The sequence below is a fragment of the Candidatus Nitrosotalea sp. TS genome, from assembly GCF_011319465.1.
Taxonomy (GTDB): Archaea; Thermoproteota; Nitrososphaeria; order Nitrososphaerales; family Nitrosopumilaceae; genus Nitrosotalea.
This window is the reverse complement of sequence record NZ_RCMB01000009.1, coordinates 1-19,974: the sequence shown is the minus strand read 5'-3', so window position 1 is coordinate 19,974 and position 19,974 is coordinate 1. Positions and strand designations below refer to the sequence as shown.

The following is a 19,974-nucleotide window of genomic DNA, read 5'->3' as shown; positions in this document are numbered from 1 at the left end:
GAACCGCAGAAGCAAAAAAGCAAAGCTTCTTTCTCTGTTGCAAAAACATGGTCTTAACATATATGACAATCTTGATCAAGGAAAGTTTCCCCAGTTTGTTATTCCAAGTAGATCTGTAAACAATATTGTCTACGACAAGAAACTAAGGCAGTATATTCTAGGTAATGCAAACGCAGTTAGAAGCTCAAGAAACATGTCACAGCTTCGCTCTTACACACAACTTGCATGGCTTGCATTTTTTGTTAATAGATTGGTAAGAGAGGGCAAATCGTCTACACTGAGAGACATTTACTATTCTTCTCAGGCATTTAGTATTGATTTTGAAGACCAGCCAGAATCTGATAACATCATAGTAGACTTGGAAGCTGTTACCCTGAGCCCTCGTGAAGAATTTCACATCTTTCCTGAGGAGAGAAGCAGTGTATTTGGAGACCTGACTATTGAATATACAGTACCGGGATATGAAGGCAAAAGAATGAATCTTTCTGATCACCCTGATGGTTATCTCATAGGTCCAAGTCTTAGCAGTGCAGAATTGGTAGATACTAGTGCAGAACTAGTCATAGCAATTGAGAAGGGTGGTCTTTTCACAAGATTTGTAGAAGAAAAGGTGCACAAAAAATTCAAGTCAATTATAGTGGATACTGCAGGTCAGGCACCACGCTCTACAAGAAACCTTTTGAGAAGGTTGAATCAAGAAATGGGACTTCCAGTGGTAATTCTAGCTGATGGAGATGTGTATGGAGAACACATTGCCATGGTTATAAAATCTGGCTCAGCTAATGCTGCTCATTTACGCGAACTAACTGTCCCAGATGCCAAATGGCTTGGAGTGTGGGCTACTGACATTGAAAAATACAAACTTCCCACTATTCCAATGACTGAATCTGACATTAAGAGAATCTATGATTTACAAAAGGACCCAAGATATCAAGGAAGGAAACTGGAAGAAACAATTGGAGGTCTTTCTAAAACTTAAGAGAAAAGCAGAGTTGGAAGCATTCTCAAAATATGGACTGACAAATATTACTGACAAGTATCTTCCAGCAAAGCTAGAAGAATCAAAGAGCTTCTAGTTTCTTTATTCTTAGCGTAAGGACGCCGTTTCTATATTTGAAGTCGTGTATGCCCATGTCTGGTGTTGTCTCTATTGGGACTTCCTTTGAAAAGTGGCCTGAGCCTCGTACGTATAAGACTCCGTTAATTAATCTCACAGTTACCTGTTCTTCTGGCCTGGCACCTCTGCTACAAATACAATTTCATTATCGCCTTTAATGAGATCATACACCCAATTCTTTGTCTCTGATTCTTTGGGAACATATTGCGGCTGACTGTCTTTTGTCATTTTCTTGAGTACTCTAACCCAATAAATCATGATTACGGCAGTTATTCCAATTAAAATAAAACTAACATATCCTGCATCATCTCTTAATGATAATACGTATACAACTCCCAAAAATAGTAAAACCATAAGCGGTATTATGAAATCAAACGACTTGTCATTAGAATAACGGCTCTTGTAGCTAGTCAATCTGTTCTGTATCAACAACCATTCATCCAAATATAAACACTCGTCGGTTTTGCAATCTAATTCTAGTTTGTGCTCTGCAGATATGCTATTAATTGTCAACTGAGGGTTTTGAGGTTCCCCATCTCTTGAAAAGATCGTGTTCGATGTTAAATTGGTCAAGACACTTTCCAACAACGTGATTTATCAGGTCGTCTACATTTTTTGGCTTGTTGTAGAATCCAGGCATTGCAGGTAGAATGACTATTCCTATTCTTGCAAGCTTGAGCATGTTTTCAAGATGAATGCTCGTTAGCGGTGTTTCCCTTGGAACAATTACCAGTTTGCGAGATTCCTTTATAGTAACACCAGCGGCACGTGCAACAAGAGTTTCTTCATAGCCATTAGCTATGCTTGAAAGCGTTTTCATGCTGCAAGGTATTATGATCATTCCATCTGTTTTGTGTGTGCCACTTGAAACATTTGCAGCCATGTTGGAATCCTCAGAGTAATTGCCTGCTAATGATTTGACATGGCTTAAATCAAAATCTGTTTCCAATGCCAGGCATTTTTTAGCCCATTCAGTCATTATGAGATGAACATCAACATTACAACGTTTTAGAACTTCAAGCATTCTTATTCCATAAACAATGCCAGAACTGCCTGTCATACCTACTACTAGTCTCATGACAGAATTGTTCGTCTTCGTTATTTAATTTCATAGCTTTGGGCATCTTTAATTATGGCAAAATTTGTCTCAGCACTTGTGAGCGTAAATCTGGACGATGTTGAAGAAAAACTTGTTTCAGAACTTCGGTTATCATCGCATGCAAGCAAAAGTTTTTGTCTTGGTTGTAAAGGAAGGAAAAAAATCAGCAAAAGATGTTGCACAAAGTCTTGGCATATCAGATTTGCAAGCATCTGAGCTGACAAAAAATCTTGTTGACCTTGGGAGGCTTTATTGATATTACAAAGACAGAATTTGAGTCCATGCATCCAAGGTTTGCTGTAGTTAACATGTATCGAAGAATGTGTTTGAGAGAAAATATTCCTTTTAAAAAGAATTTGCTGGTTGACAACATATCGATTGTTTTAGAAAAACCATATGATGATGCAAGAACTAAATAGAACCCAATATTGAAAAGGAACAATGTCTGACGAACAAGACTCTTGTAAACATGAGATAGTTTACTTTGGAGTTACTAACATAAACTATGAAAAACGAACTATTGGTTCTGTAGACATTTGGCGTTGCGTAAAGTGCAAGAAAGTCTTTTGTGAAGAAAAACAACTTGGAATTGAAAGTATTGTCGATTATGTTGGAATGCCAAAAATAGCTCCAGATCAGAAATGGGCAGTTCTTCTATGCAATCTGAAAAAGCACAAAGACAAATGGAAACTTGTTAAGATTAAGAAAGATGATGAAATTCAACATGAATGTTTGGAAGAAAAAGTCGTTACCCTCAAAGTAAAGGACTTTAAAATAGAAGATGACAAGCACTGGAACTTTTTAATTGAAAACTCTGTAAATAAAGCCGTAGAGATATAAGAACACAGCATGAATCTTGAGGTTCATATCAAAAGCGTGCGTGGCAGTCAAATGGCAGCCAAGATAACAGGTATCTTTAACATAGACAGTCATTCCTTCAAGTTTAGTGCAATTGCCTTTGGAAGGATTGGTGGCCACAACATTGGAGCTAAAATTTCAAAATCAGTTCAGAAGGAATTGGTAACGCTTGGTTATGACGTGGATGCAGTGATAGGTGAATTGCAACAAAAGCTAGTTCGCGGAGATATATCGCTACCTGAAGGCCTCACGAAAGAATCTTTTGCAGACGACTAAAATCCTGCTTCTTCTAGCGCTTTTGCACAAGCACAACTTCTTTGCTGAGGAATCAGGTCAAGAAGCATTCCAAGAAGATTCTTTGTAGTTTGAACATTCTTCGACAATGTTTCTAAAACTTCTTTTGCAGTTACTGGTTTGTCTGCCCATACATCATAATCTGTAACGGTGGAAACTGAAGCATAGCACATTTGAGCCTCTCTTGCAAGTTGGCATTCTGGAACCAGAGTCATTCCTATTATGTCAGCCCCTATGACATTTTTGTAGAACTTGGATTCTGCTCTTGTAGAGAATCTGGGTCCCTCTATGCAGACATAGGTTGCGCCTTTGTGCAAGTGCAAATCCATCTTTTTTGCTGCACTGTATACCGATTCCTGAAGCTCAGGACAAAAGGGATCTGCTACTGATATGTGCACTACTTTGCCGTCTTCAAAAAAAGTATACTTTCTTGATTTTGTAAAATCAATAAACTGGGTGGGGATTACAACATCTCCGGGTTTTAATTTTTCTTGCAGGCTGCCAACAGCTGACGGTGCTATTATTCTCTTGATGCCCATTTCTTTGAAGGCCCAAATATTTGCTCTAAAGTTTATCAGATGTGGGGGAATTGTGTGCTTTCTACCATGTCTGGGCATGAAAGCAACTCTTCTGCCTTTGTAAATTCCGACAGTTATCGAGTCTGAAGTCTTTCCAAACGGTGTTTCTATCGTGATCTCCTTGCTCTCGCTCAGTAATCCTGGATCATAAATTCCAGTGCCGCCAAATATTCCAATCTCAGCTTGTTCTGTCAATATTTCACCAGTGACTCGTATCGATATTTCTTGATTGCTTTAGATCCTTTCAGGTCTGTTAATTCTATGATGAAAGCAAAGCCTGTAACAATTCCGCCCGACTTTTCAACCAGCTTGGCTGCAGCATTTGCCGTGCCGCCAGTTGCAAGCAAATCGTCACATATGAAAGCCTTCTCGCCTTTCTTAACTGCGCCACTTTGAATTTCCATTGTGGCAGTACCATACTCTATGTTGTATGTCAGTTTATGTGTGGGGCCAGGCAATTTTCCTTGTTTTCTTACCATTATCATACCCTTGTTGTATTTGAGAGCAAGTGCACATGCTAGCGGAAAACCTCTTGACTCTATACCAACAAAAACGTCTACGTCCTTGGGATGAATGCGTTTTGAAAACTCTTCTACTACAAGTGAAAGTGCCGCTGGATCTCTCAAAAGGGGGCTAATATCTCTAAATAATATGCCTTTTTTTGGAAAATCGGGTATCTCTGCAATTCTCTCTTTTAGATTCACAAATGCTTCACAAGCTGGTGGATGTAAAAAATATTTCTTAATTTGGAGTTTATTGGATTGTTATGGGCGTGGTTATTGTGCCAACTATGGTCTTCACTTGCACGGTATAGGATCCAGTACTAAATGATGTTGGAACAAGCCATTCTGTACTATAGTCTCCACGGTTTGTTGACTGGATATCTAAAGTAACAAGGGTAGAGTTGCTTGCAAGTATGCTAATAATCACACCAACTTGCTGGCCTGCACCAGTTCCTGAAATTTGAACAAGTGATCCTGTAGAATAGATTGGGGGACTTTTATCCAATTGTATCGTCATTAAGGATTGAGATTGCACGTTCACGTCCAAACTTTTGTGATCTATACCGCTTGTAGCGTCGAGCTTCCAAGTGCCAGGTACCCCGTCATCAGGTATTCTAAAGTCAAATGCCGAAAAGATCCCTTGTTTGTCTACAAATGTTTGTTCTGATTTTACTTGCTGTCCATTTGGATTTGATAAAGCAAGCTGTACTATACAATCTGGGTTGGCATTTCCGAAGATAAGGAGACCATCTCCAGGTGAGTATGTGTCTTTTACAGTTCTAAGGGATATCTGTCCACAACCAGTCTGAAGTCCTACTGAAAAGTCGTCTTGCACCTTGGAATCTCCTCTGGTTAGTACTGCTGAGTAGATGCCTGGAGTAGTAGGATGTTAAATTAAATGAATATGTGGCTAAACCACTCGGTCCTATTAAAATGATATCTGAAAACTTTTCTTGATCAGAAGGATCTACTATTACAAGATTCAATGTAGAAGTAGGCGGTGCTGAGATGCTAAGAACAGGCTTGTCAGTAATTTGGTAATTTAATTTATCCAAAGTGGCCGTTAGACGCGTTACTGGTTCTGCACCAACTCCAATGTAGAGTGGAATTGAATCGCTTCCTTGTGTTGCAGTGATAACATACGTGCCTGTAATGGCTGCAGGATCTATTGGATATGATAATGATATCTTTCCATCAGCGGTAACATTGACATCTTTTGCATATATCTGATTGTTGGTCGGATCTGTTATTGTGATAGATACAGGTTGATTAGATATTGCAGTACCGTTTATGGTCACAACTTGTCCAGGGTCATACTTTTGTTGTGCTGTTGATATTGAGATTTGATGAGTAGTTGTCACAGTATAGTCTTTACTGACTTGATCTTGCCCGTCGGAAACTACAACTGTGTATTTGCCAAACGGCCTGTCATTAGGAATTATTTGTGACACTGCATAGTTTCCAGTTTTATCCGCAGTTGCTGTAAATGTCGTTATGCTTGTTCCTGTTGAATCCTCTATGGAAATTGCTACAGTGCTACCGGGATCAGCTGTACCGCTAATTGATCCAGTGTCTCCTGGATGCAAGATAGGATCTACATTTACAGTCAATGGAACTACTGATTGATTTACTGTACGAGGAGGCGGCGGTGGTTCTATGGATGTAGTAAAAGTTTTCTGATTATTTGCCTGGTCCTTTAGAACAAAATCTGCAGTTCCTGGCTGCTGACTCTGAGGAACTGTTGTGGTGATTACAAAGTTTCCATCACTGCCTGCTGCAAAACTATCTATTTTTTGACTTCCCAAATACAAATCAAGTGGTGCTGACGATCCAAAGCTTTGTCCAACGACTCGAACATCAAAACCTGGTGCCGGTGTTGAAGGTATGATTCTGAAACTCGATGTTCCCAATATTCCTGGGTTTATGGTGGGCGGCGGTGGTTTGTTTGTATTTTGTGATCTGATTTGTATTCGATGGTAGGATTTTGTGATATCACTGGAGCTCCAATTTCACCGGTGCCTAACTGATTGTTATTCAAATCAAATGCACTCCATACAAGATCTGGAGTAGACTGGTCTGTGCTGATTGTAAGTACTGTTGAGTTACCGGGGCTGATTGGATTTGAAGCAAAGAACGATATGGTTGTAGGCGATGTTTTCTTTCCTATCCAACCGCTTCCCAATGTAAAAGATTTGAAATTTCCATTTTTAATCTGTAAAGTAAGAGATGAAATGCCAAAAGTGCTTGAAGGACTATTGGTGACCTGGATCTGCGTTTTACCGTCTGGAGTATTTGTTGAGGTTACTGTCACCAAGTTAGATGCAGCATGTACCATTGGCATGAGACCGGTAAACGTACTGCTAATGAGCAAAACGATAAGGATGGTAGATTTTAATAACACTTCTCAACGAAAGAGCGACCTGCCTCTAAATTAAATCTTAATGATAAATCATTCATTCGTGTTGTTTTTACTTGTATGATTTATGAGTAAAGTAAATATTCTAAAAAACAGCTAAATTACTCTCGTCGTGAGTAGGGAAGGCTTGCCGGTGAGCCTAGGTTTTGATTCTGTCTTATCCGCTCAGCTATTAGTCTGTACAATGTCCTAAACTGGTCTTTTGTTTTATCTGTCAAAAATTCAGTTTCGCCTATGGCAATTTTTTCACAGATGTATCTGCATATTTCCTCTCTGTCGAATTTCTCCCATCCTAGATGTCTGATTTTCCTTCCAAATCTCATTTAGATTATCAATTATGCTTTTTTTCCCTTTGGATGAAACAATTTCTTTAGTTAGAGCTTTGTATCCCTCTTTTCTCAGTTTAACTTCGTATGTTTGATTCACGGCATACAGGTAATCCTCATCAATTATCAGATCTTCCAAGAACTGCTTTGCTTGTCCGCCAAGCTCAAAGAATATCAACTGAACCTTTTTGAATTGATTTGATTCAAGTTGGGTTGAGATCTGATCAGATTCATCTGTGTTGTCAAGCAATACAAATGTGTCATATCCGTGATTTCTGTAAAAGATAGCCAAAGACATGACCGAGTTTTTACTGTAAGCGGGAACTATGTTCAATGGATTCATGGATAGGTTTGGATCTTTGAGAAATTTGTCAAATGCATTTAGATACATACAGTCTGACATTGTTTCGACAATAATCACTGGTCTTGAATTAAATCCAATCTGTCTGTCAACGATGGATTCTGTTAGTCCTCTTGCAAGACCATATAATATGGGAATTAATGTCTGGTCGTCTGCATTCCAATAATCATAGTAAATGTGGCTTAGGTGTTTTCTTTTATCAAGTTCAACCACCAAAAGATTTCCAGGAGTGTAATCAAATATCATAAACGGTGAATGAGTGGCATACAGTATTTGATTGGACCCTGCAAGACCTTTGAGAAGATCAGATATGCCTCTTTGTTGTGCAGGATGCAAGTTTCTTGCTGGCTCGTCAAGCAATAGTATTGCTTCTTTTAGCTCAGCTCTTTGTGTCTCGCTGCAAAGTTTACTATGAAAGAAAATGTCCACTTGAATCCTTCAGCTCTTCTATTCAAAAGACCTGTATTGGTGACTGTTCCGTCCTTGTGAACATCAGATATTACAACACTCAAAATGTTTCCTGGGTTCCATCTCAGCTCTACATGAATGGGATCGCCCTTCCATGCGGGATTGAGTCTATCACTAAGCTTTCTGCTTGAATTGTGAAGCAGCTTTATCAGCCTTGAAGGGCTACCTTGAGCCTCTTCTAGCTTTTCTGCATCAAGTTCTGCCAGATAAAACAAATTCATAACAGTCTCTACTTTGTCAAACTCTTCGACATACTCTAATCCCTTGGCTCTGATCCCCTTTGTCTCTCTCAAGAACTCTTCCAAGTCTATGTTTCCAAGTATCTTTTTGTAATCTGAAAAGTAGACAAATCTTGGATGTAGCTTATCTTCAACAAAGTTTTCCAAGGCAGATCTTTCAGTTGTACCTATCAACATGTTATCAAATATGTAGTCCAAATCCTGGTAGATCTTTTTCCACTCTGATATTACCCGTGGATCTTCTGAGGCAAGCAAGTAGATGTTGTTGTTAAATTCTGACATCATGTTCATGAAAACGTCTCTTGTCCTTGGGGGAGACACTAGTAGAAATTTTGTATCAACACGTATCCTAATGGCGTTTGGCATGGAATTGACAAAATCTTGTATCCTGTCTACAAAATTTTCCCATGAATTGAGCCTTTTGCTTGCCTCTCCGCTTATCTTGACCTCTCCAAAGTCATACTGGACGCGGGGATTCTTGTTTGTCCTGTAAATCTTAACTTTTCTTATATCCTGAAGATTTGGGAATTTTTCTCTAATTAGCGCAACCTCTTTTTCATTTAGATCAAAGTCTCCTTCCGCGAGCTTAATTTCGGATTTTAATTCTTCTGCCATCTCGTCGCAGAGATCTAGCTCTGAAACTTTTTGATCTTTATTTAGTAGAGTAAGAGCTTCAAGTATTGTTGTCTTGCCGCTCTCATTTCTTCCTATGAACGCGGCCAAATCTCCAACTTTGATCTCACCAGAATCATGAATGCAACGATAAGCTCTAACTCTAAATCTCCTAAGTCGCATCTAGCGGCTATTGCCCCGTCTGTGATTTAACTTATTCGTCAAAATTATCATGAGATTTCATTTTCCGACCAAATAGATATAAGGGAATTCACGCGGTTAGATTACAAAATGGCTGCAAGGAAAATAGCTTATGTTGTTTTTGTACTTCCTGTAGTGATTTCAGTAATTCTTGGCGGATTTGTTCTGTCAAACGTTTTGGCACAGCCTGATAGGCAACTAAACATGTGGCAGATTAACTTTGCAGTCCAACCTGCTCAAGAGGGCAGCAAAGATATCAAAATAGTGAATCTTTTGAGTTCATATCCTGTATCTACACCATTGAACTTTACTGTACGAGTAAACAACACTTCTTTTGACTGTGGAGACTTGTATATGACAATCTACAATCTGCAGACCCCTCAAAAACAAGCCGTAGCTCAGAATGCCTACTTTTCACAGTGCTTTGTCCAAACAAACTCTACACTTCCACTTCATGAGATATTTTCTCCAGTTATCAATAGCACTGGAACCTATCAGATTGTAGCCGATATGAAGGACAAATCATATCAAAATGACATAAACGTAACTGCCACATTTAACGTCCAATAACTGAATCATATGTTATTATATTGCAATCAACCAAGTACTAGTGAGGAGTAACGTTATTGTTATTGAGATATAGTTATGGCTAAAAAGAAAGACAAAAAATCATCAAAGAAAACTGAAGCAAAGAAAGTAGAGGTAAAAAAGCCGGAAACAAAGAAACCTGTAGCAGAAGTAAAGAAAACTCTCAAGGCAGACAAAAAGAAGATTTCAGAGGCAAAGAAGAAGCAAGCCGAACCTACTGAAGAGGAACTTGAGGAGATTGACGAAAAAGAGATTGAAAACTTTGAGATTGAAGGACTGGACATGGAAAAACTCAAAACAACGGTACTTGGTCATGTTGCAAAACGTGGCGATGACGGCATGTTTCAAAGTGAATTATGGAAAAAACTCAAACTTTCAAGCAGAGATGGCTCAAGGCTTGCCCTAAAACTTGAAAGGCAACACCTGATCAAAAGAGAAAAGATTTTAGAAGATGGAAGATGGACATACAAACTTAAGATTGCTCATGTCCCTGTAAGCACCTTATCGATAGAATCTGCACCCTGTCTTATCTGTCCTGTAGAACAAAAGTGTACGCTAGAAGGTGAAGTGAGCCCGAGAACATGTCCTCTTATAGAACAATGGGTTTTAACGGAATTTGGAAATTCTAAAAAACCAAAGAAATGAAACTATTAGACGCACGTCGTGATCTGTATAGGAGATTAGCTCATCAAGAGGGGTATAGGAGCAGAGCTGCATACAAGCTCAAAGAACTAAACCTCTCTTACAGAATTATCGGACCGGGGTTTCACGTTTTGGATTTGGGATGTTCTCCGGGAGGATGGACTCAGGTAGCTCTTGAATTGGCAGGGAACAGGGGAAAAGTTATGGGAATCGACAAAGCATTTGTTGAAGAGATTCCAAATGCCACACATAATACGCGGTGACATTGAAGATGAATCAATTGTAGAATCAATCTTTGACTATTTTGGTGGAAAGATAAATGCTGTAATATGCGACATTTCTCCACAAATTACTGGTACCTGGTCTATGGATCACGGTCGTCAAATCTCTCTAAACTATGCTGCAAGCAAGATAATGGATCACGTTCTTGCGCGAAAAGGCAATGCGCTGTTTAAGGTCTTTGACGGTGAATATTCAAATGAATTCCGAGACTATATGAAGAAAAAGTTTGCCAAAGTACAGCTAAAAAAACCCAAAGCCAGCAGAAGAACAAGCAGTGAATTGTATCATGTCTGCTTGGGCTATCTTGGAAACTAGATTATAGACAATACTTCATCTACACGGGCATCTGTTTTAAAAGCTGCAGGATTAAGGCTTGTTGCACTTGCTCTAAAGCCTGCACCTTGGATTTTTTCTATTGTTTTTGCCAGTGATATTGGTGCAGAGTGTTTCATGTGGGCAAGCTCGTCAATTGTAAAGTATGTGGGAGGCATATCTGTTTCATCTATGCATCTTTCTAGTATCTTCTTGCATGATTTATCAACTTGAAATTGTTTTTCTTCAATAATCATTTCATTTACAAAGTCCTTGTTGTAGAGATTTCCAATCCAGAGTGGACCTGCAAGCTCTGCCTTCAAATTGCAAACCTCACATTCGTATTTGACTTCGCTTGTAACATGCCTATTGCCGCAATTTTTACAATGTAAAATGTATCCCATTTCGTCCTTATCGCTTGTTTTAACAAGCACTTTGACGTATGCCTTGTAGTAATGCATGTTATTTTGCACAAACAGAGGTACTATCTTCACATCCAGTCTTCCTGCAACTATGTTTATGCACCCAAGAATTAGCCTGAGCGCAATTTCGTCTCCGTATTCAACCCTGACTGGAACACCATAATACTTTCGCTTACATGCAGCAGGAAATAGGCCATGTAACACTGTAAGGTCTGTAGCTGTAACAGAAAGAAGGCCACCGTGAAATGCAGCCCTTATTCCACAATCAATGTATTTTGATGGAGATCCAAATGGATCAATGTCCACAATTGCTCCTCTCTGATCTCTTTTAGAATGTAAGCTAAGAAACCTGCAAGCCTCGTTTTCTGAGAAAACACAATTTGTAACATTGTTTAATTTAGCGATATTTTCTGCAATCTCTAGAGCTTTTGGATTTACGTCATTGATGAAAACTTTCTCTACTGAATTCAATTCATTTGCGACCCTGACACTCCTTGCACCTATGCCTGCAAGCGAATCAAGAAAGACTTTGGGACCCTTGAAAGTTTTTAGAAATGCGGCATATGCTATTATGGAAAAGTCTCTGTTTATTTTCGCTCTTGGATTGAAGAAAGCAGGTTCCATTGGGGGGACTTTCTCTACTAATGCCCCCTTGGGCACTAGAAGCCTGGTAGTGCCCTCAACTATTTCAGCAAGATCTGATTCCAATTGCATGATGTAATCTAAAATGATTTAATACATCTAGCGCAAGAACAACTCAAATGTTAGTATGCGGAGTAGATGACGCTGGAAGGGGATCAGTCATTGGTCCGCTTGTTATTGCAGGCATATGCATTGAACGCAACAAAATAAAACGACTTTCTGATATTGGGGTCAAGGACTCAAAGCAGCTTAGCCCTAATGCGCGGGAGAATTTATACAAAAAAATACTTGCAATAGTGGATGACTATTATGTGGCAAGAATTCCGCCGCATGTTATAGATCAAAGTGTGAAAAAGAACGAATTGAACCAACTGGAGGGAAAATACATGGCAAAAGTAATTGCCAAACTAAAGCCTGATTCTTCATACGTTGACTCATGCGACGTAAATCCAAAAAGATTTGGGCTGTTAATCTCAAAACTTGCTCACGCCAAAAAAGTGCACTCTAGTCACCACGCTGATGCAAAATTCCCAGTTGTTTCTGCAGCTTCTATCATAGCCAAGGTAAATAGAGACAGAGCAATTGAAAAGATAAGAAAGAACTTTAACGTGGGAAGCGGCTATCCATCAGATTCTAAGACGATGAATTTCATCAAAGGTGAAATTAACTTGAATGGAACACCGCCAAAATTTGTAAGGAAGAGCTGGAAACCAGTAAAGGTTCTACTCGGTGTAAACTGAATTATCCGAGATATTTTGCAACGATCATGCTATGATCCTTCTCATATGGCGCCAAGTTGATCTCTTGGACTATCTCAAAATTGTCTTTTAGTTTCTTGGCCTCATTGCGTGTTATTTCTGCAGGATCTTTTGTAACATCTATGCTTCGCGTCTTTATTACAAGCATGAGAAAACCGTCTTTTTTTAGATACGTCTTACAATTCAGGATGGCAATCTCGGTCTGGTCTGGTTGGGCAATGTCAACGTAGACAACATCGACAGTTCCATAAACTGAAAAATACTCTTTGGGATTTCTTGCATCTTGAAGAATGGGCTACTATGTTTGATCTGTAAGATGCAACTCTGTCAAGAAATTCTCGCGCGACTCTGCTTGTATGCTCAACAGCAAATACAATCCCGCTTGGGCCTACGATATCTGAAACATGACTTGCGGTTGTTCCGGTGGAAACTCCAAGGTAAAGAACTCGTGATTTTCTAACTATTGGAAGAGCACTGAGATTATTCATTATGGCTGAGCCAAGCTTGCTTCTGTACGGATCCCATGCCCTGAACTCCTCATCCTTGATTTTTACTAGTTTTTCTTTGTAAACTTGGTTTCCTGGAACGAGATTTAAAGTTGCAAGCCTTTTTTCTCCATCAATCTTAACCCAGAAAATGTTATCTTCTTCGTTTTCCAAATTTCCTTCGTTTTGACTGTTGCCAGTCGTTCTTTTTGTCTCTTTGTCTGCCAAAGTCACCGCCACGTCTTCCTCCGCCTCCTCCTCTTTGATCAAACTGTCTACGTTGCTGCATGGGTGGTGCTGGTCTCTCAGGTGGAGGATCTTTGTATTTTTCTCCAATCTCGGTAATTCTTACGTTTAATTTTTCAAAGAGCGTATCAGTTTCTTCCTGCCCCAAAAACATCCACTCTTGCAGCAAGTGCTGCCTTGGCTGCTATTGCCCTTGCAATCTTGCCTCGTTGCCATTTGGGAGCTGCATGAACTAGAGTGTGTTGGAATAATAGGCCGTGTTTTGGAGGTTGCGCACCGGTCTTTAGAGCGCGGAAAAGTGCCTTTTCTGCACCCAATACCTGAATTGTACTTGCAGGCATGGTAGCTAATCTTTTAAGACTTCCAGCTCTTCCAAGTATTCTGGCTCCTACCGAAGTTCCTAAAATTCCAGAAAGATTTGGAGCGATTACTTGCATCTGAGACTCTATGTGTTTTTCTAAATTGGCTCTCAACTCAGATAGCTCCAGGATTTGTTTTGCAAGATTTTGTGCTATGGCAAGATTCTCATCAGAAATTTGTCCTCCTCTGCTTTTTGCTTGCAAAAGAGATAGCATCTCCACCTTTTCATCAGGAAATCCTGCATCTACATACACTTGTTGATTGAGGTTGTCCCTGTTGCCTGCCAGAACTATTTTAGAATAACCAATGATTGTATCAATTAGATTGTCTAGCTCTGGAAAGTGAAGACCATACCACTCTCTGAGCCTTGAGCTTAGCAGGTTGATTATTTTGTCAGTCTCATCGAGTGCGCCAATAGCTTGGATAATGTGAAGATCTGGACTCTCGGAGATCTCTGTAACCTTTGAAGAAGAAAGCTGCATTGCAAATTCTCTTAGTTTTCCTCTGGCATCGCCTTCATTTGTTGCAAAACCCGAGTCTACAAGTACTCTGAGTTTGGAGGACTGGATTGTTTCTATCTTGCTCTCCTCCATAAGTTCCGCATCTATTGATCTTTTCTTTAGAATTTTGAGAAGGCTTGTATCATTGACAGATACGCTTGTTCCTATTTTGGAGAGAAATTGTTCAAGTTCATTAATGTTGGACATTTCTTTTTTTAATTCGATATAGTCCTTTGCAGGATTTCTAAATGGGATTGATTTTACACATTTGTTATTATCAAAAATTGCAACACCAAGCTCTGTTAGAATCACAGAATGCATACAAAGCATTTTCATGTCTTACTAAAAAAGGTAACATTGAATGCCCTGCATCAACTGTTATAAGACAAACATTTTTTATAATTAGAAGTGACTCCCGACATCTCTACAAATGTGGGGCCAATATCACTTGAACGACCCACAATGCTTGCCTCAGGCATTCTTGGCATATCGCTTGAAATTTTTGCTCGCTTATATAAGGAAGGAGCAGGTGCGCTTGTAACAAAATCGCTCAGCAAAGAGCCTTGGGAAGGATATCCAAATCCTACTGTAGTTGGGGTAAAAAGTGGATACCTAAACGCAGTCGGACTTTCAAATCCAGGTGCTCCTTATTTTGCAAAGATGATTTCATCTAACACGACAGTTCCAATTGTTGTTAGCTTGGTCGGCTCTATCCCAGAAGACTTTACTTTTATGATAAAACAATTTGAGAACGTCAAAGTTCTGGCATATGAGCTGAACCTGTCATGTCCCCATGTGGAAAAAGTAGGGCTTGAAGTCGGAGACGATCCTAGTCTTGTACAAAAAATAGTCAGAGAAGTAAAAAAAGCATCAAAGGTTCCAGTTATAGCCAAAGTCGGTCTTGGCTCATCTGATTATCTTGAAACAGTGAGGGCATCTTGCGAAGCAGGAATCGATGCAATAACTGCAATAAATACAGTACGGGCAATGGCAATTGATGTTGAAACCATGCGGCCCGTTCTAAGCCACAAGATAGGTGGATTATCGGGTACGCCGATAAAGCCAATCGCAGTACGATGTGTCTATGAAATATCGTCAAAATTTGACATTCCAATAATTGGTTGCGGCGGTGTGTCAAGCTGGGAAGATGCAGTCGAATTTATACTCGGAGGAGCCAGTGCAGTTCAGATTGGCAGTGCTGTTGCAGAAAAATTGGGCGGAACGTTTTCTGAAGTAAACAGTGGAATATCAAAATACATGGAAAAGAAAAATTTTCATAAAATTGGTGATATGGTTGGAATTGCAAAGAAATATTGATTCTTCAACAATGGTAACAATTGAGAAGGTAATAGACGAGACTCCAACTGTGCGTACTCTGGTTTTCTCTGATGATTTTCTATCCAAGGTATTACCTGGGCAATTTGCAATGGTTTGGATTCCAGGGGTAAACGAGTTACCAATGAGTATAATGATATCGCAAGAAAAAGGAAAGGCCGCTTTTACAGTTAGAAAACATGGTTTGGCATCTACCGCCCTTTACTCTGTAAAATCGGGGGACCAAATTGGAGTTAGGGGTCCGTATGGAAATTCCTTTACCATAAGGCAGGGAAGGCTATTGCTTGTGGGTGGAGGGACAGGGCTTGTTCCACTCATGAGACTTGCGACATTTTTGAAAAAGACTGATGATGTTACCATACTGATGGGTGCTAAAACAAAACAGGAGGTTTTCTTTGAAGGGCTTGCAAATAAACTTCTAGAACAAAACCCTCACAAAGTAATTGTAGTAACTGAAGATGGAACATATGGGGAATCAGGACTTGTTACTGATATAATGCAGAGGTTGCTCAAAGAAAGTAAATTTGATGCAGTCTATACATGTGGGCCTGAAAAAATGATGCACAAAGTGGTACAACTTGCTTCTGAAAACAAGATCTATGCAGAAGCCAGTATCGAAAGAATGATGAAGTGCGGGATGGGACTTTGTGGAAGTTGCTGCTTTGGAGATGTGCTGGCATGCAAAGATGGCACGGTATTTGACAGTCGATATTTGCTTACAAACAAGGAATTTGGGTACACACACAGAAGCAAGTCAGGCATGTTGGAGAACTATTAGACTTGAAATACAGGAAACCTTAAAATGCTATACGAATTCATTGAGATTGAAAATTGGGTCACCCAAAAGTCGTCCTAAGTGCTGATCGCACACTCATGTCGCCCTATCGTGGGATATCTTTGGCTACATTCTTTGGTTGTGCTCCTGCAATTGACCCACACAGACCAAAAAACAGCATGTGGTATTTTCTTTTAAAAGATCAAGTAACTCCAAAGATTCTCTTTGATTTCATTTGCAATCCTATCACACATACAAATGGAGTTGCCAATTATGCACCATATGGATTGCGAAAGGTAGAGGCCGCACTATTGAGAGACGGTTACAAACGCGAGGACGTGGTGGTTGCCCATCCAGATCACATTGACAAATTCATTGGTCCTGAAACAGAAGTTGTTGGTACGATATGAAATGGACCCGCTGGGAATGGGACCTGTTACAATGACATTCACTTATGGTCGCAAGCAGACATCATATGACGAATTTTACAATGCACATTTACACAGAAAAATTAACGAGGCAAAGAAAAAGAATGGAAGTCATGCCAAAGTAATTGTTGGTGCGTCAGGAACTTGGCAATATAATTACGATCCAAAGAAAATTCAAGAATACGGCCTGTATGCTGTATTGGAAGGAGAGCTTGGTGGCATTGCTCCTGAAATAGACGGTCACGCTGGTCAGTTCTTTAACAAATTAATCGGCGGAGAATTTGATAACATGAATCCTTTTGTTAAAAGCGATTTCAAAGTTGAAGTAAAAGAATTTGGAAGAGATGCCGAAAAGTTCCACGGAAGATTCATCCATTACTGGGATGAGCCTGAGATTGATGATATTCCTGATATCGTAGAACCTAGCATGCACGGAATGGTCGAGGTCATGCGAGGATGCGGAAGAGGCTGCAAATTCTGCGATGTTACCCTAAGACCCCTTAGATACTATCCTCCAGAGAAAGTAAAACGTGAGATCGAGGTCAACATAAAAAAAGGCGGACAGAGAAACGCCTGGCTGCACAGTGATGATATCTTTGTGTACGGTCTTGACCCAAGAAAGACAAAGAACATGGCTCCAAACAGGGAAGCACTCGAAGAGCTGTTTACTGCAGTAATGTCGGCTGGCGTAGTGCACACTAATCCTACTCATGGCACACTTGCAGGCGCAATAGCTGACGAAAAATTAATTCCAAATATTTCAAAAATCATTAATTCAAGTTCAACTAACAAGATCGGAATCCAGTGTGGCTTTGAGACAGGAAGCCTGCGATTGATTGGAAAATATGCAGACAGAAAATTATCCCCGTACAAGCCAGAAGAATGGCATTGGGTTGTAAAGGAAGGAGTCAAGACGTTGAACGAACATCACTGGATACCTGCATTTACACTCATCATGGGATTGGACAATGCCGAGACTGAAGAAGATGCATGGGATACCATACGCCTCATCAGTGAACTAGAAAAAGAACAACCCGAATCAATGTTTACCACAACACCTCTGACTTTTGTTCCAATTGGATTGCTTGAAAAATCAGAGTTCTTCGATATTGGAAATGAGATGACAGCAGCTCAGCTAGGTGTCATGTACAAGACATGGCAGCACAACTTCAAGTATGGAATTCAGAAATTCATGAACAAAACAGGACAGAACGGTCCCCTTAGAAGAAAAGCATTCACCACTCTTGCAAAAACTCTGGGCGGCGTTCCATTGAGTGCAATGGAAAAATATGCCAGAAAGAAAGGCGCAGAACACCGAAAGAGTAATTGATACAATCAAGACAAAGTACTGGTAGAAGAAACCAAATACATAAATTGCATCACCAGATGAACTAATTCGTGCCAACTCACGGTTCGCTTACTAAAGCAGGTAAAGTTAGAGGCCAAACTCCAAAGGTCCCATCAAGAGAAAGACATGGAGAAATTGGAATTACGAGAAATCGAGATAATTTTAGAAAAAGATTCATCCTAAAACGAGTTCCTGGTCAAAATAAACCAGGCCAAAGAAGAAGAAAGTAGTCATAATATCATCATTTTACTGTATTTTGAAAACAATATCTCATAATTGGCAATATCAGGAATCTTTTTTTATAGTTATGAATGGGGAATCTTTGCATGTCTGTGAATGAATCAAATTCTGTGGGCTGTTCCAAATTAATCGATGTACGAGGTTGCAAGGCACCAAACACAACCAAGCAAGGAAAACAATATTCAATTGATATCAACGATGATCCTAGAGTGCTCTTCAAAGATACTATCGGAAATGGAAGAGAGATGAAGTTTAAGCGAAACTGTACTATTACCATATCTCCCGAAAAGATATTCTATAATCGAGACGATGTGGAAATAAAGCCAGCCAGTATAACATAGATAGTCAATTCACAAGTATTGATTTTGTAAACACTTGTCATTGTAGGATTTTGAATACACGGGAGTACTTGTAGTTAAAAAGAAGATCGTGGATTGACAAAATTTGCCCAGATAGAATCAGAACAAATGCTAAAAGCGTGTATAGCGATATAGTATTGCATGGACGAATCTATCCTTTGGCACGAATGTGGGAAAGGAATTTGCTTTGAATTTTAAATTTTACGTTATAGCAGAAATTGTCAGCATATGTCTTCTTGTGTGGTTTGGTTCCACCCTTGTCAGAATTTCAGAACTTGAAGAAACCCCAATTGTATCTGATACGATAAACTTTGCAAATGCTGACTCTGGAGTGCAAAATTCTCTTTTGACAGTAGATGTTGCCCAAAATGACAAGTATGTAAAAATACAGATTACTCAGGGAAATCCAACTGTTACACTATGTCCTCAAGGAGACAGTGACAATGCAGACTGTGCACAGACTGACACTAATGTAATAGATCTAAAAGGAATTGATACAACAGACTCGTACTGTGTGGATAGTACAACCGGGAAGCTATACTCTAGACATTTCAGATAGTCAGAATGAACCTGTAAGCTATAACCTATCGGTTCTCCATCAACCTGGAGTAAACACTCTGCTAAGAATTACCGTGGAAGCAGCTATCTGTGGAGTAGCAAGTATTGGGTTTGGCTGGGTAATAATGAAGGAAAGAAAGAAAAGAAAATTGCAAGGGCTATAGCAAAGCCGGTGGGGTAAACTAAACCGTAACTTCTAGCATGAAATACTTGTCAACTTGCTTAAACATGTGGTAATGACAAATGTCATCAATTTCAAATCCGTGATACAAAATATTATAAAACATTGCATGTGGGTCACGGTGATGCATTCTGCACGGGAGCAAAACAAACTGGCCTTTATGACCTGTGTGGAGGTAGTCTTGATGAGAAGGGGAAACACCAATTATCATCTGGTGATGGCTAGAATTGATTCTCTGTACATTGTACCGTTATGGATTGTTACGAGCGTCCGGAATATCTGAGAACTGTATTAAAAGAAGTGTACAAGGAAGACTACAAGTCTGTTTTGGATGACATCAAGTTGGAGTTGGAAAAGTTGGTTGATATAGAAAAAGAGACGGAAAGATTTTTCAAAATCATGGAAAGTTAACCGTCTCAAATTACGAGGTGATATGAACAA

The 19,974-nt window shown here is 39.6% G+C and carries 27 protein-coding genes and 3 pseudogenes; 16 read left to right on the top strand and 14 right to left on the bottom strand.

Translation table 11 applies throughout. From position 1 onward, the window contains the following. The first annotated feature begins 193 nt into the window (after nucleotides 1-193). Nucleotides 194-1,076: pseudogene (locus tag DYY67_RS04065) on the top strand (DNA topoisomerase IV subunit A). Here the strand turns inward: DYY67_RS04065 and DYY67_RS10665 are convergent. The 3 genes from DYY67_RS10665 to DYY67_RS04055 all read right to left on the bottom strand — a co-directional run bounded on the left by DYY67_RS10665 (nucleotide 1,062) and on the right by DYY67_RS04055 (nucleotide 2,195). Continuing rightward, nucleotides 1,062-1,214, bottom strand: coding sequence for a hypothetical protein (locus tag DYY67_RS10665; RefSeq protein ID WP_255492763.1), 153 nt, complete (start codon nucleotides 1,212-1,214; stop codon nucleotides 1,062-1,064). The pseudogene DYY67_RS04065 and the gene DYY67_RS10665 sit on opposite strands and share 15 nt — an antisense overlap. A gap of 2 nt (nucleotides 1,215-1,216) precedes the next feature. After that, nucleotides 1,217-1,546, bottom strand: a complete 330-nt coding sequence (locus DYY67_RS10660) for a hypothetical protein (protein WP_255492761.1) — start codon at nucleotides 1,544-1,546, stop codon at nucleotides 1,217-1,219. A 73-nt stretch (nucleotides 1,547-1,619) separates the two neighbouring features. Next, nucleotides 1,620-2,195, bottom strand: a complete 576-nt coding sequence (locus DYY67_RS04055) for a UbiX family flavin prenyltransferase (RefSeq protein ID WP_166391013.1) — start codon at nucleotides 2,193-2,195, stop codon at nucleotides 1,620-1,622. A 139-nt stretch (nucleotides 2,196-2,334) separates the two neighbouring features. Here DYY67_RS04055 and DYY67_RS10655 point away from each other — a divergent pair, with 139 nt between their 5' ends. From DYY67_RS10655 to DYY67_RS04040, 3 genes are all read left to right on the top strand, one after another. After that, nucleotides 2,335-2,472, top strand: coding sequence for a hypothetical protein (locus DYY67_RS10655; protein WP_255492759.1), 138 nt, complete (start codon nucleotides 2,335-2,337; stop codon nucleotides 2,470-2,472). Between the two features lie 185 nt (nucleotides 2,473-2,657). Then, a complete protein-coding gene (locus DYY67_RS04045) occupies nucleotides 2,658-3,056 on the top strand; it encodes a hypothetical protein (protein WP_166391011.1) in 399 nt (132 codons plus the stop codon). A 9-nt stretch (nucleotides 3,057-3,065) separates the two neighbouring features. After that, nucleotides 3,066-3,350, top strand: coding sequence for a hypothetical protein (locus tag DYY67_RS04040; protein WP_166391009.1), 285 nt, complete (start codon nucleotides 3,066-3,068; stop codon nucleotides 3,348-3,350). On the opposite strand, the gene DYY67_RS04035 is transcribed toward DYY67_RS04040, so the two are convergent. From DYY67_RS04035 to DYY67_RS04010, 6 genes and pseudogenes are all read right to left on the bottom strand, one after another. Further along, nucleotides 3,347-4,141 (bottom strand): S-methyl-5'-thioadenosine phosphorylase, encoded by a 795-nt coding sequence (locus tag DYY67_RS04035; RefSeq protein ID WP_166391007.1) that lies wholly within the window; start codon nucleotides 4,139-4,141, stop codon nucleotides 3,347-3,349. The genes DYY67_RS04040 and DYY67_RS04035 overlap by 4 nt on opposite strands. Then, nucleotides 4,138-4,650, bottom strand: coding sequence for an adenine phosphoribosyltransferase (locus DYY67_RS04030; RefSeq protein WP_166391005.1), 513 nt, complete (start codon nucleotides 4,648-4,650; stop codon nucleotides 4,138-4,140). The genes DYY67_RS04035 and DYY67_RS04030 overlap by 4 nt, the downstream gene beginning before the upstream one ends. A 49-nt stretch (nucleotides 4,651-4,699) precedes the next feature. Next, nucleotides 4,700-5,284, bottom strand: coding sequence for a hypothetical protein (locus DYY67_RS04025; protein WP_166391003.1), 585 nt, complete (start codon nucleotides 5,282-5,284; stop codon nucleotides 4,700-4,702). Continuing rightward, nucleotides 5,229-6,359: an Ig-like domain-containing protein gene (locus tag DYY67_RS04020; RefSeq protein ID WP_166391001.1), complete on the bottom strand. Its 1,131-nt coding sequence runs from the start codon at nucleotides 6,357-6,359 to the stop codon at nucleotides 5,229-5,231. Before DYY67_RS04020 ends, DYY67_RS04025 begins: the two co-directional genes overlap by 56 nt. 11 nt (nucleotides 6,360-6,370) lie before the next feature. Then, nucleotides 6,371-6,820, bottom strand: a complete 450-nt coding sequence (locus DYY67_RS04015) for a hypothetical protein (protein ID WP_166390999.1) — start codon at nucleotides 6,818-6,820, stop codon at nucleotides 6,371-6,373. A gap of 146 nt (nucleotides 6,821-6,966) precedes the next feature. After that, nucleotides 6,967-9,054: pseudogene (locus DYY67_RS04010) on the bottom strand (AAA family ATPase). Between the two features lie 108 nt (nucleotides 9,055-9,162). On the opposite strand from DYY67_RS04010, the gene DYY67_RS04005 reads away from it, so the two are divergent. From DYY67_RS04005 to DYY67_RS10645, 4 genes are all read left to right on the top strand, one after another. Continuing rightward, a complete protein-coding gene (locus tag DYY67_RS04005) occupies nucleotides 9,163-9,642 on the top strand; it encodes a hypothetical protein (RefSeq protein ID WP_166390997.1) in 480 nt (159 codons plus the stop codon). Between the two features lie 75 nt (nucleotides 9,643-9,717). Next, nucleotides 9,718-10,305, top strand: coding sequence for a transcriptional regulator (locus DYY67_RS04000; RefSeq protein WP_166390995.1), 588 nt, complete (start codon nucleotides 9,718-9,720; stop codon nucleotides 10,303-10,305). Continuing rightward, on the top strand, nucleotides 10,302-10,565 hold the full coding sequence (locus tag DYY67_RS10650; RefSeq protein WP_255492749.1) for an SAM-dependent methyltransferase: 264 nt from the start codon (nucleotides 10,302-10,304) through the stop codon (nucleotides 10,563-10,565). The genes DYY67_RS04000 and DYY67_RS10650 overlap by 4 nt, the downstream gene beginning before the upstream one ends. Next, nucleotides 10,543-10,899: an SAM-dependent methyltransferase gene (locus DYY67_RS10645; protein WP_255492748.1), complete on the top strand. Its 357-nt coding sequence runs from the start codon at nucleotides 10,543-10,545 to the stop codon at nucleotides 10,897-10,899. The genes DYY67_RS10650 and DYY67_RS10645 overlap by 23 nt, the downstream gene beginning before the upstream one ends. Here DYY67_RS10645 and DYY67_RS03990 read toward each other — a convergent pair. Then, the gene (locus DYY67_RS03990) at nucleotides 10,896-12,032 is read right to left on the bottom strand and encodes a tRNA (guanine(10)-N(2))-dimethyltransferase (protein WP_166390993.1); all 1,137 of its coding nucleotides are present in this window, start codon (nucleotides 12,030-12,032) and stop codon (nucleotides 10,896-10,898) included. The genes DYY67_RS10645 and DYY67_RS03990 overlap by 4 nt on opposite strands. Nucleotides 12,033-12,079: 47 nt before the next feature. Here DYY67_RS03990 and rnhB point away from each other — a divergent pair, with 47 nt between their 5' ends. After that, nucleotides 12,080-12,700 carry a ribonuclease HII gene (rnhB, locus tag DYY67_RS03985; RefSeq protein WP_166390991.1) on the top strand — a complete coding sequence of 207 codons (621 nt, stop codon included), beginning with the start codon at nucleotides 12,080-12,082 and terminating at the stop codon, nucleotides 12,698-12,700. 1 nt (nucleotide 12,701) lies between these two features. On the opposite strand, the gene DYY67_RS11495 is transcribed toward rnhB, so the two are convergent. From DYY67_RS11495 to DYY67_RS03975, 4 genes are read right to left on the bottom strand one after another with little or no spacing between them, the layout of a single operon-like run. Then, nucleotides 12,702-13,010: a fibrillarin-like rRNA/tRNA 2'-O-methyltransferase gene (locus DYY67_RS11495; protein ID WP_320415974.1), complete on the bottom strand. Its 309-nt coding sequence runs from the start codon at nucleotides 13,008-13,010 to the stop codon at nucleotides 12,702-12,704. After that, nucleotides 12,940-13,377: a fibrillarin-like rRNA/tRNA 2'-O-methyltransferase gene (locus DYY67_RS11490; RefSeq protein ID WP_320415953.1), complete on the bottom strand. Its 438-nt coding sequence runs from the start codon at nucleotides 13,375-13,377 to the stop codon at nucleotides 12,940-12,942. Before DYY67_RS11490 ends, DYY67_RS11495 begins: the two co-directional genes overlap by 71 nt. Then, the gene (locus tag DYY67_RS10640) at nucleotides 13,358-13,597 is read right to left on the bottom strand and encodes a hypothetical protein (protein ID WP_255492746.1); all 240 of its coding nucleotides are present in this window, start codon (nucleotides 13,595-13,597) and stop codon (nucleotides 13,358-13,360) included. The genes DYY67_RS11490 and DYY67_RS10640 overlap by 20 nt, the downstream gene beginning before the upstream one ends. Next, nucleotides 13,578-14,630: an NOP5/NOP56 family protein gene (locus DYY67_RS03975; RefSeq protein WP_255492745.1), complete on the bottom strand. Its 1,053-nt coding sequence runs from the start codon at nucleotides 14,628-14,630 to the stop codon at nucleotides 13,578-13,580. The genes DYY67_RS10640 and DYY67_RS03975 overlap by 20 nt, the downstream gene beginning before the upstream one ends. Before the next feature lie 87 nt (nucleotides 14,631-14,717). On the opposite strand from DYY67_RS03975, the gene DYY67_RS03970 reads away from it, so the two are divergent. The 7 genes and pseudogenes from DYY67_RS03970 (at nucleotide 14,718) to DYY67_RS03940 (ending at nucleotide 19,944) form a co-directional block, all read left to right on the top strand. After that, a complete protein-coding gene (locus DYY67_RS03970; protein ID WP_166390989.1) occupies nucleotides 14,718-15,626 on the top strand; it encodes a dihydroorotate dehydrogenase in 909 nt (302 codons plus the stop codon). Next, nucleotides 15,610-16,422 (top strand): dihydroorotate dehydrogenase electron transfer subunit, encoded by an 813-nt coding sequence (locus DYY67_RS03965; RefSeq protein WP_166391245.1) that lies wholly within the window; start codon nucleotides 15,610-15,612, stop codon nucleotides 16,420-16,422. The genes DYY67_RS03970 and DYY67_RS03965 overlap by 17 nt, the downstream gene beginning before the upstream one ends. Nucleotides 16,423-16,475: 53 nt before the next feature. Beyond that, nucleotides 16,476-18,202, top strand: a pseudogene (locus DYY67_RS03960) (B12-binding domain-containing radical SAM protein). A gap of 43 nt (nucleotides 18,203-18,245) precedes the next feature. After that, nucleotides 18,246-18,425, top strand: a complete 180-nt coding sequence (locus DYY67_RS03955; RefSeq protein WP_166390987.1) for a 30S ribosomal protein S30e — start codon at nucleotides 18,246-18,248, stop codon at nucleotides 18,423-18,425. Nucleotides 18,426-18,521: 96 nt separating this feature from the next. Beyond that, a complete protein-coding gene (locus tag DYY67_RS03950) occupies nucleotides 18,522-18,776 on the top strand; it encodes a hypothetical protein (RefSeq protein ID WP_166390985.1) in 255 nt (84 codons plus the stop codon). Between the two features lie 205 nt (nucleotides 18,777-18,981). After that, complete coding sequence (locus DYY67_RS03945; protein WP_166390983.1) at nucleotides 18,982-19,353, top strand: hypothetical protein; 372 nt, start codon at nucleotides 18,982-18,984, stop codon at nucleotides 19,351-19,353. A gap of 432 nt (nucleotides 19,354-19,785) precedes the next feature. Further along, nucleotides 19,786-19,944: a hypothetical protein gene (locus DYY67_RS03940; protein ID WP_166390981.1), complete on the top strand. Its 159-nt coding sequence runs from the start codon at nucleotides 19,786-19,788 to the stop codon at nucleotides 19,942-19,944. The last annotated feature ends 30 nt before the right edge of the window (nucleotides 19,945-19,974 follow it).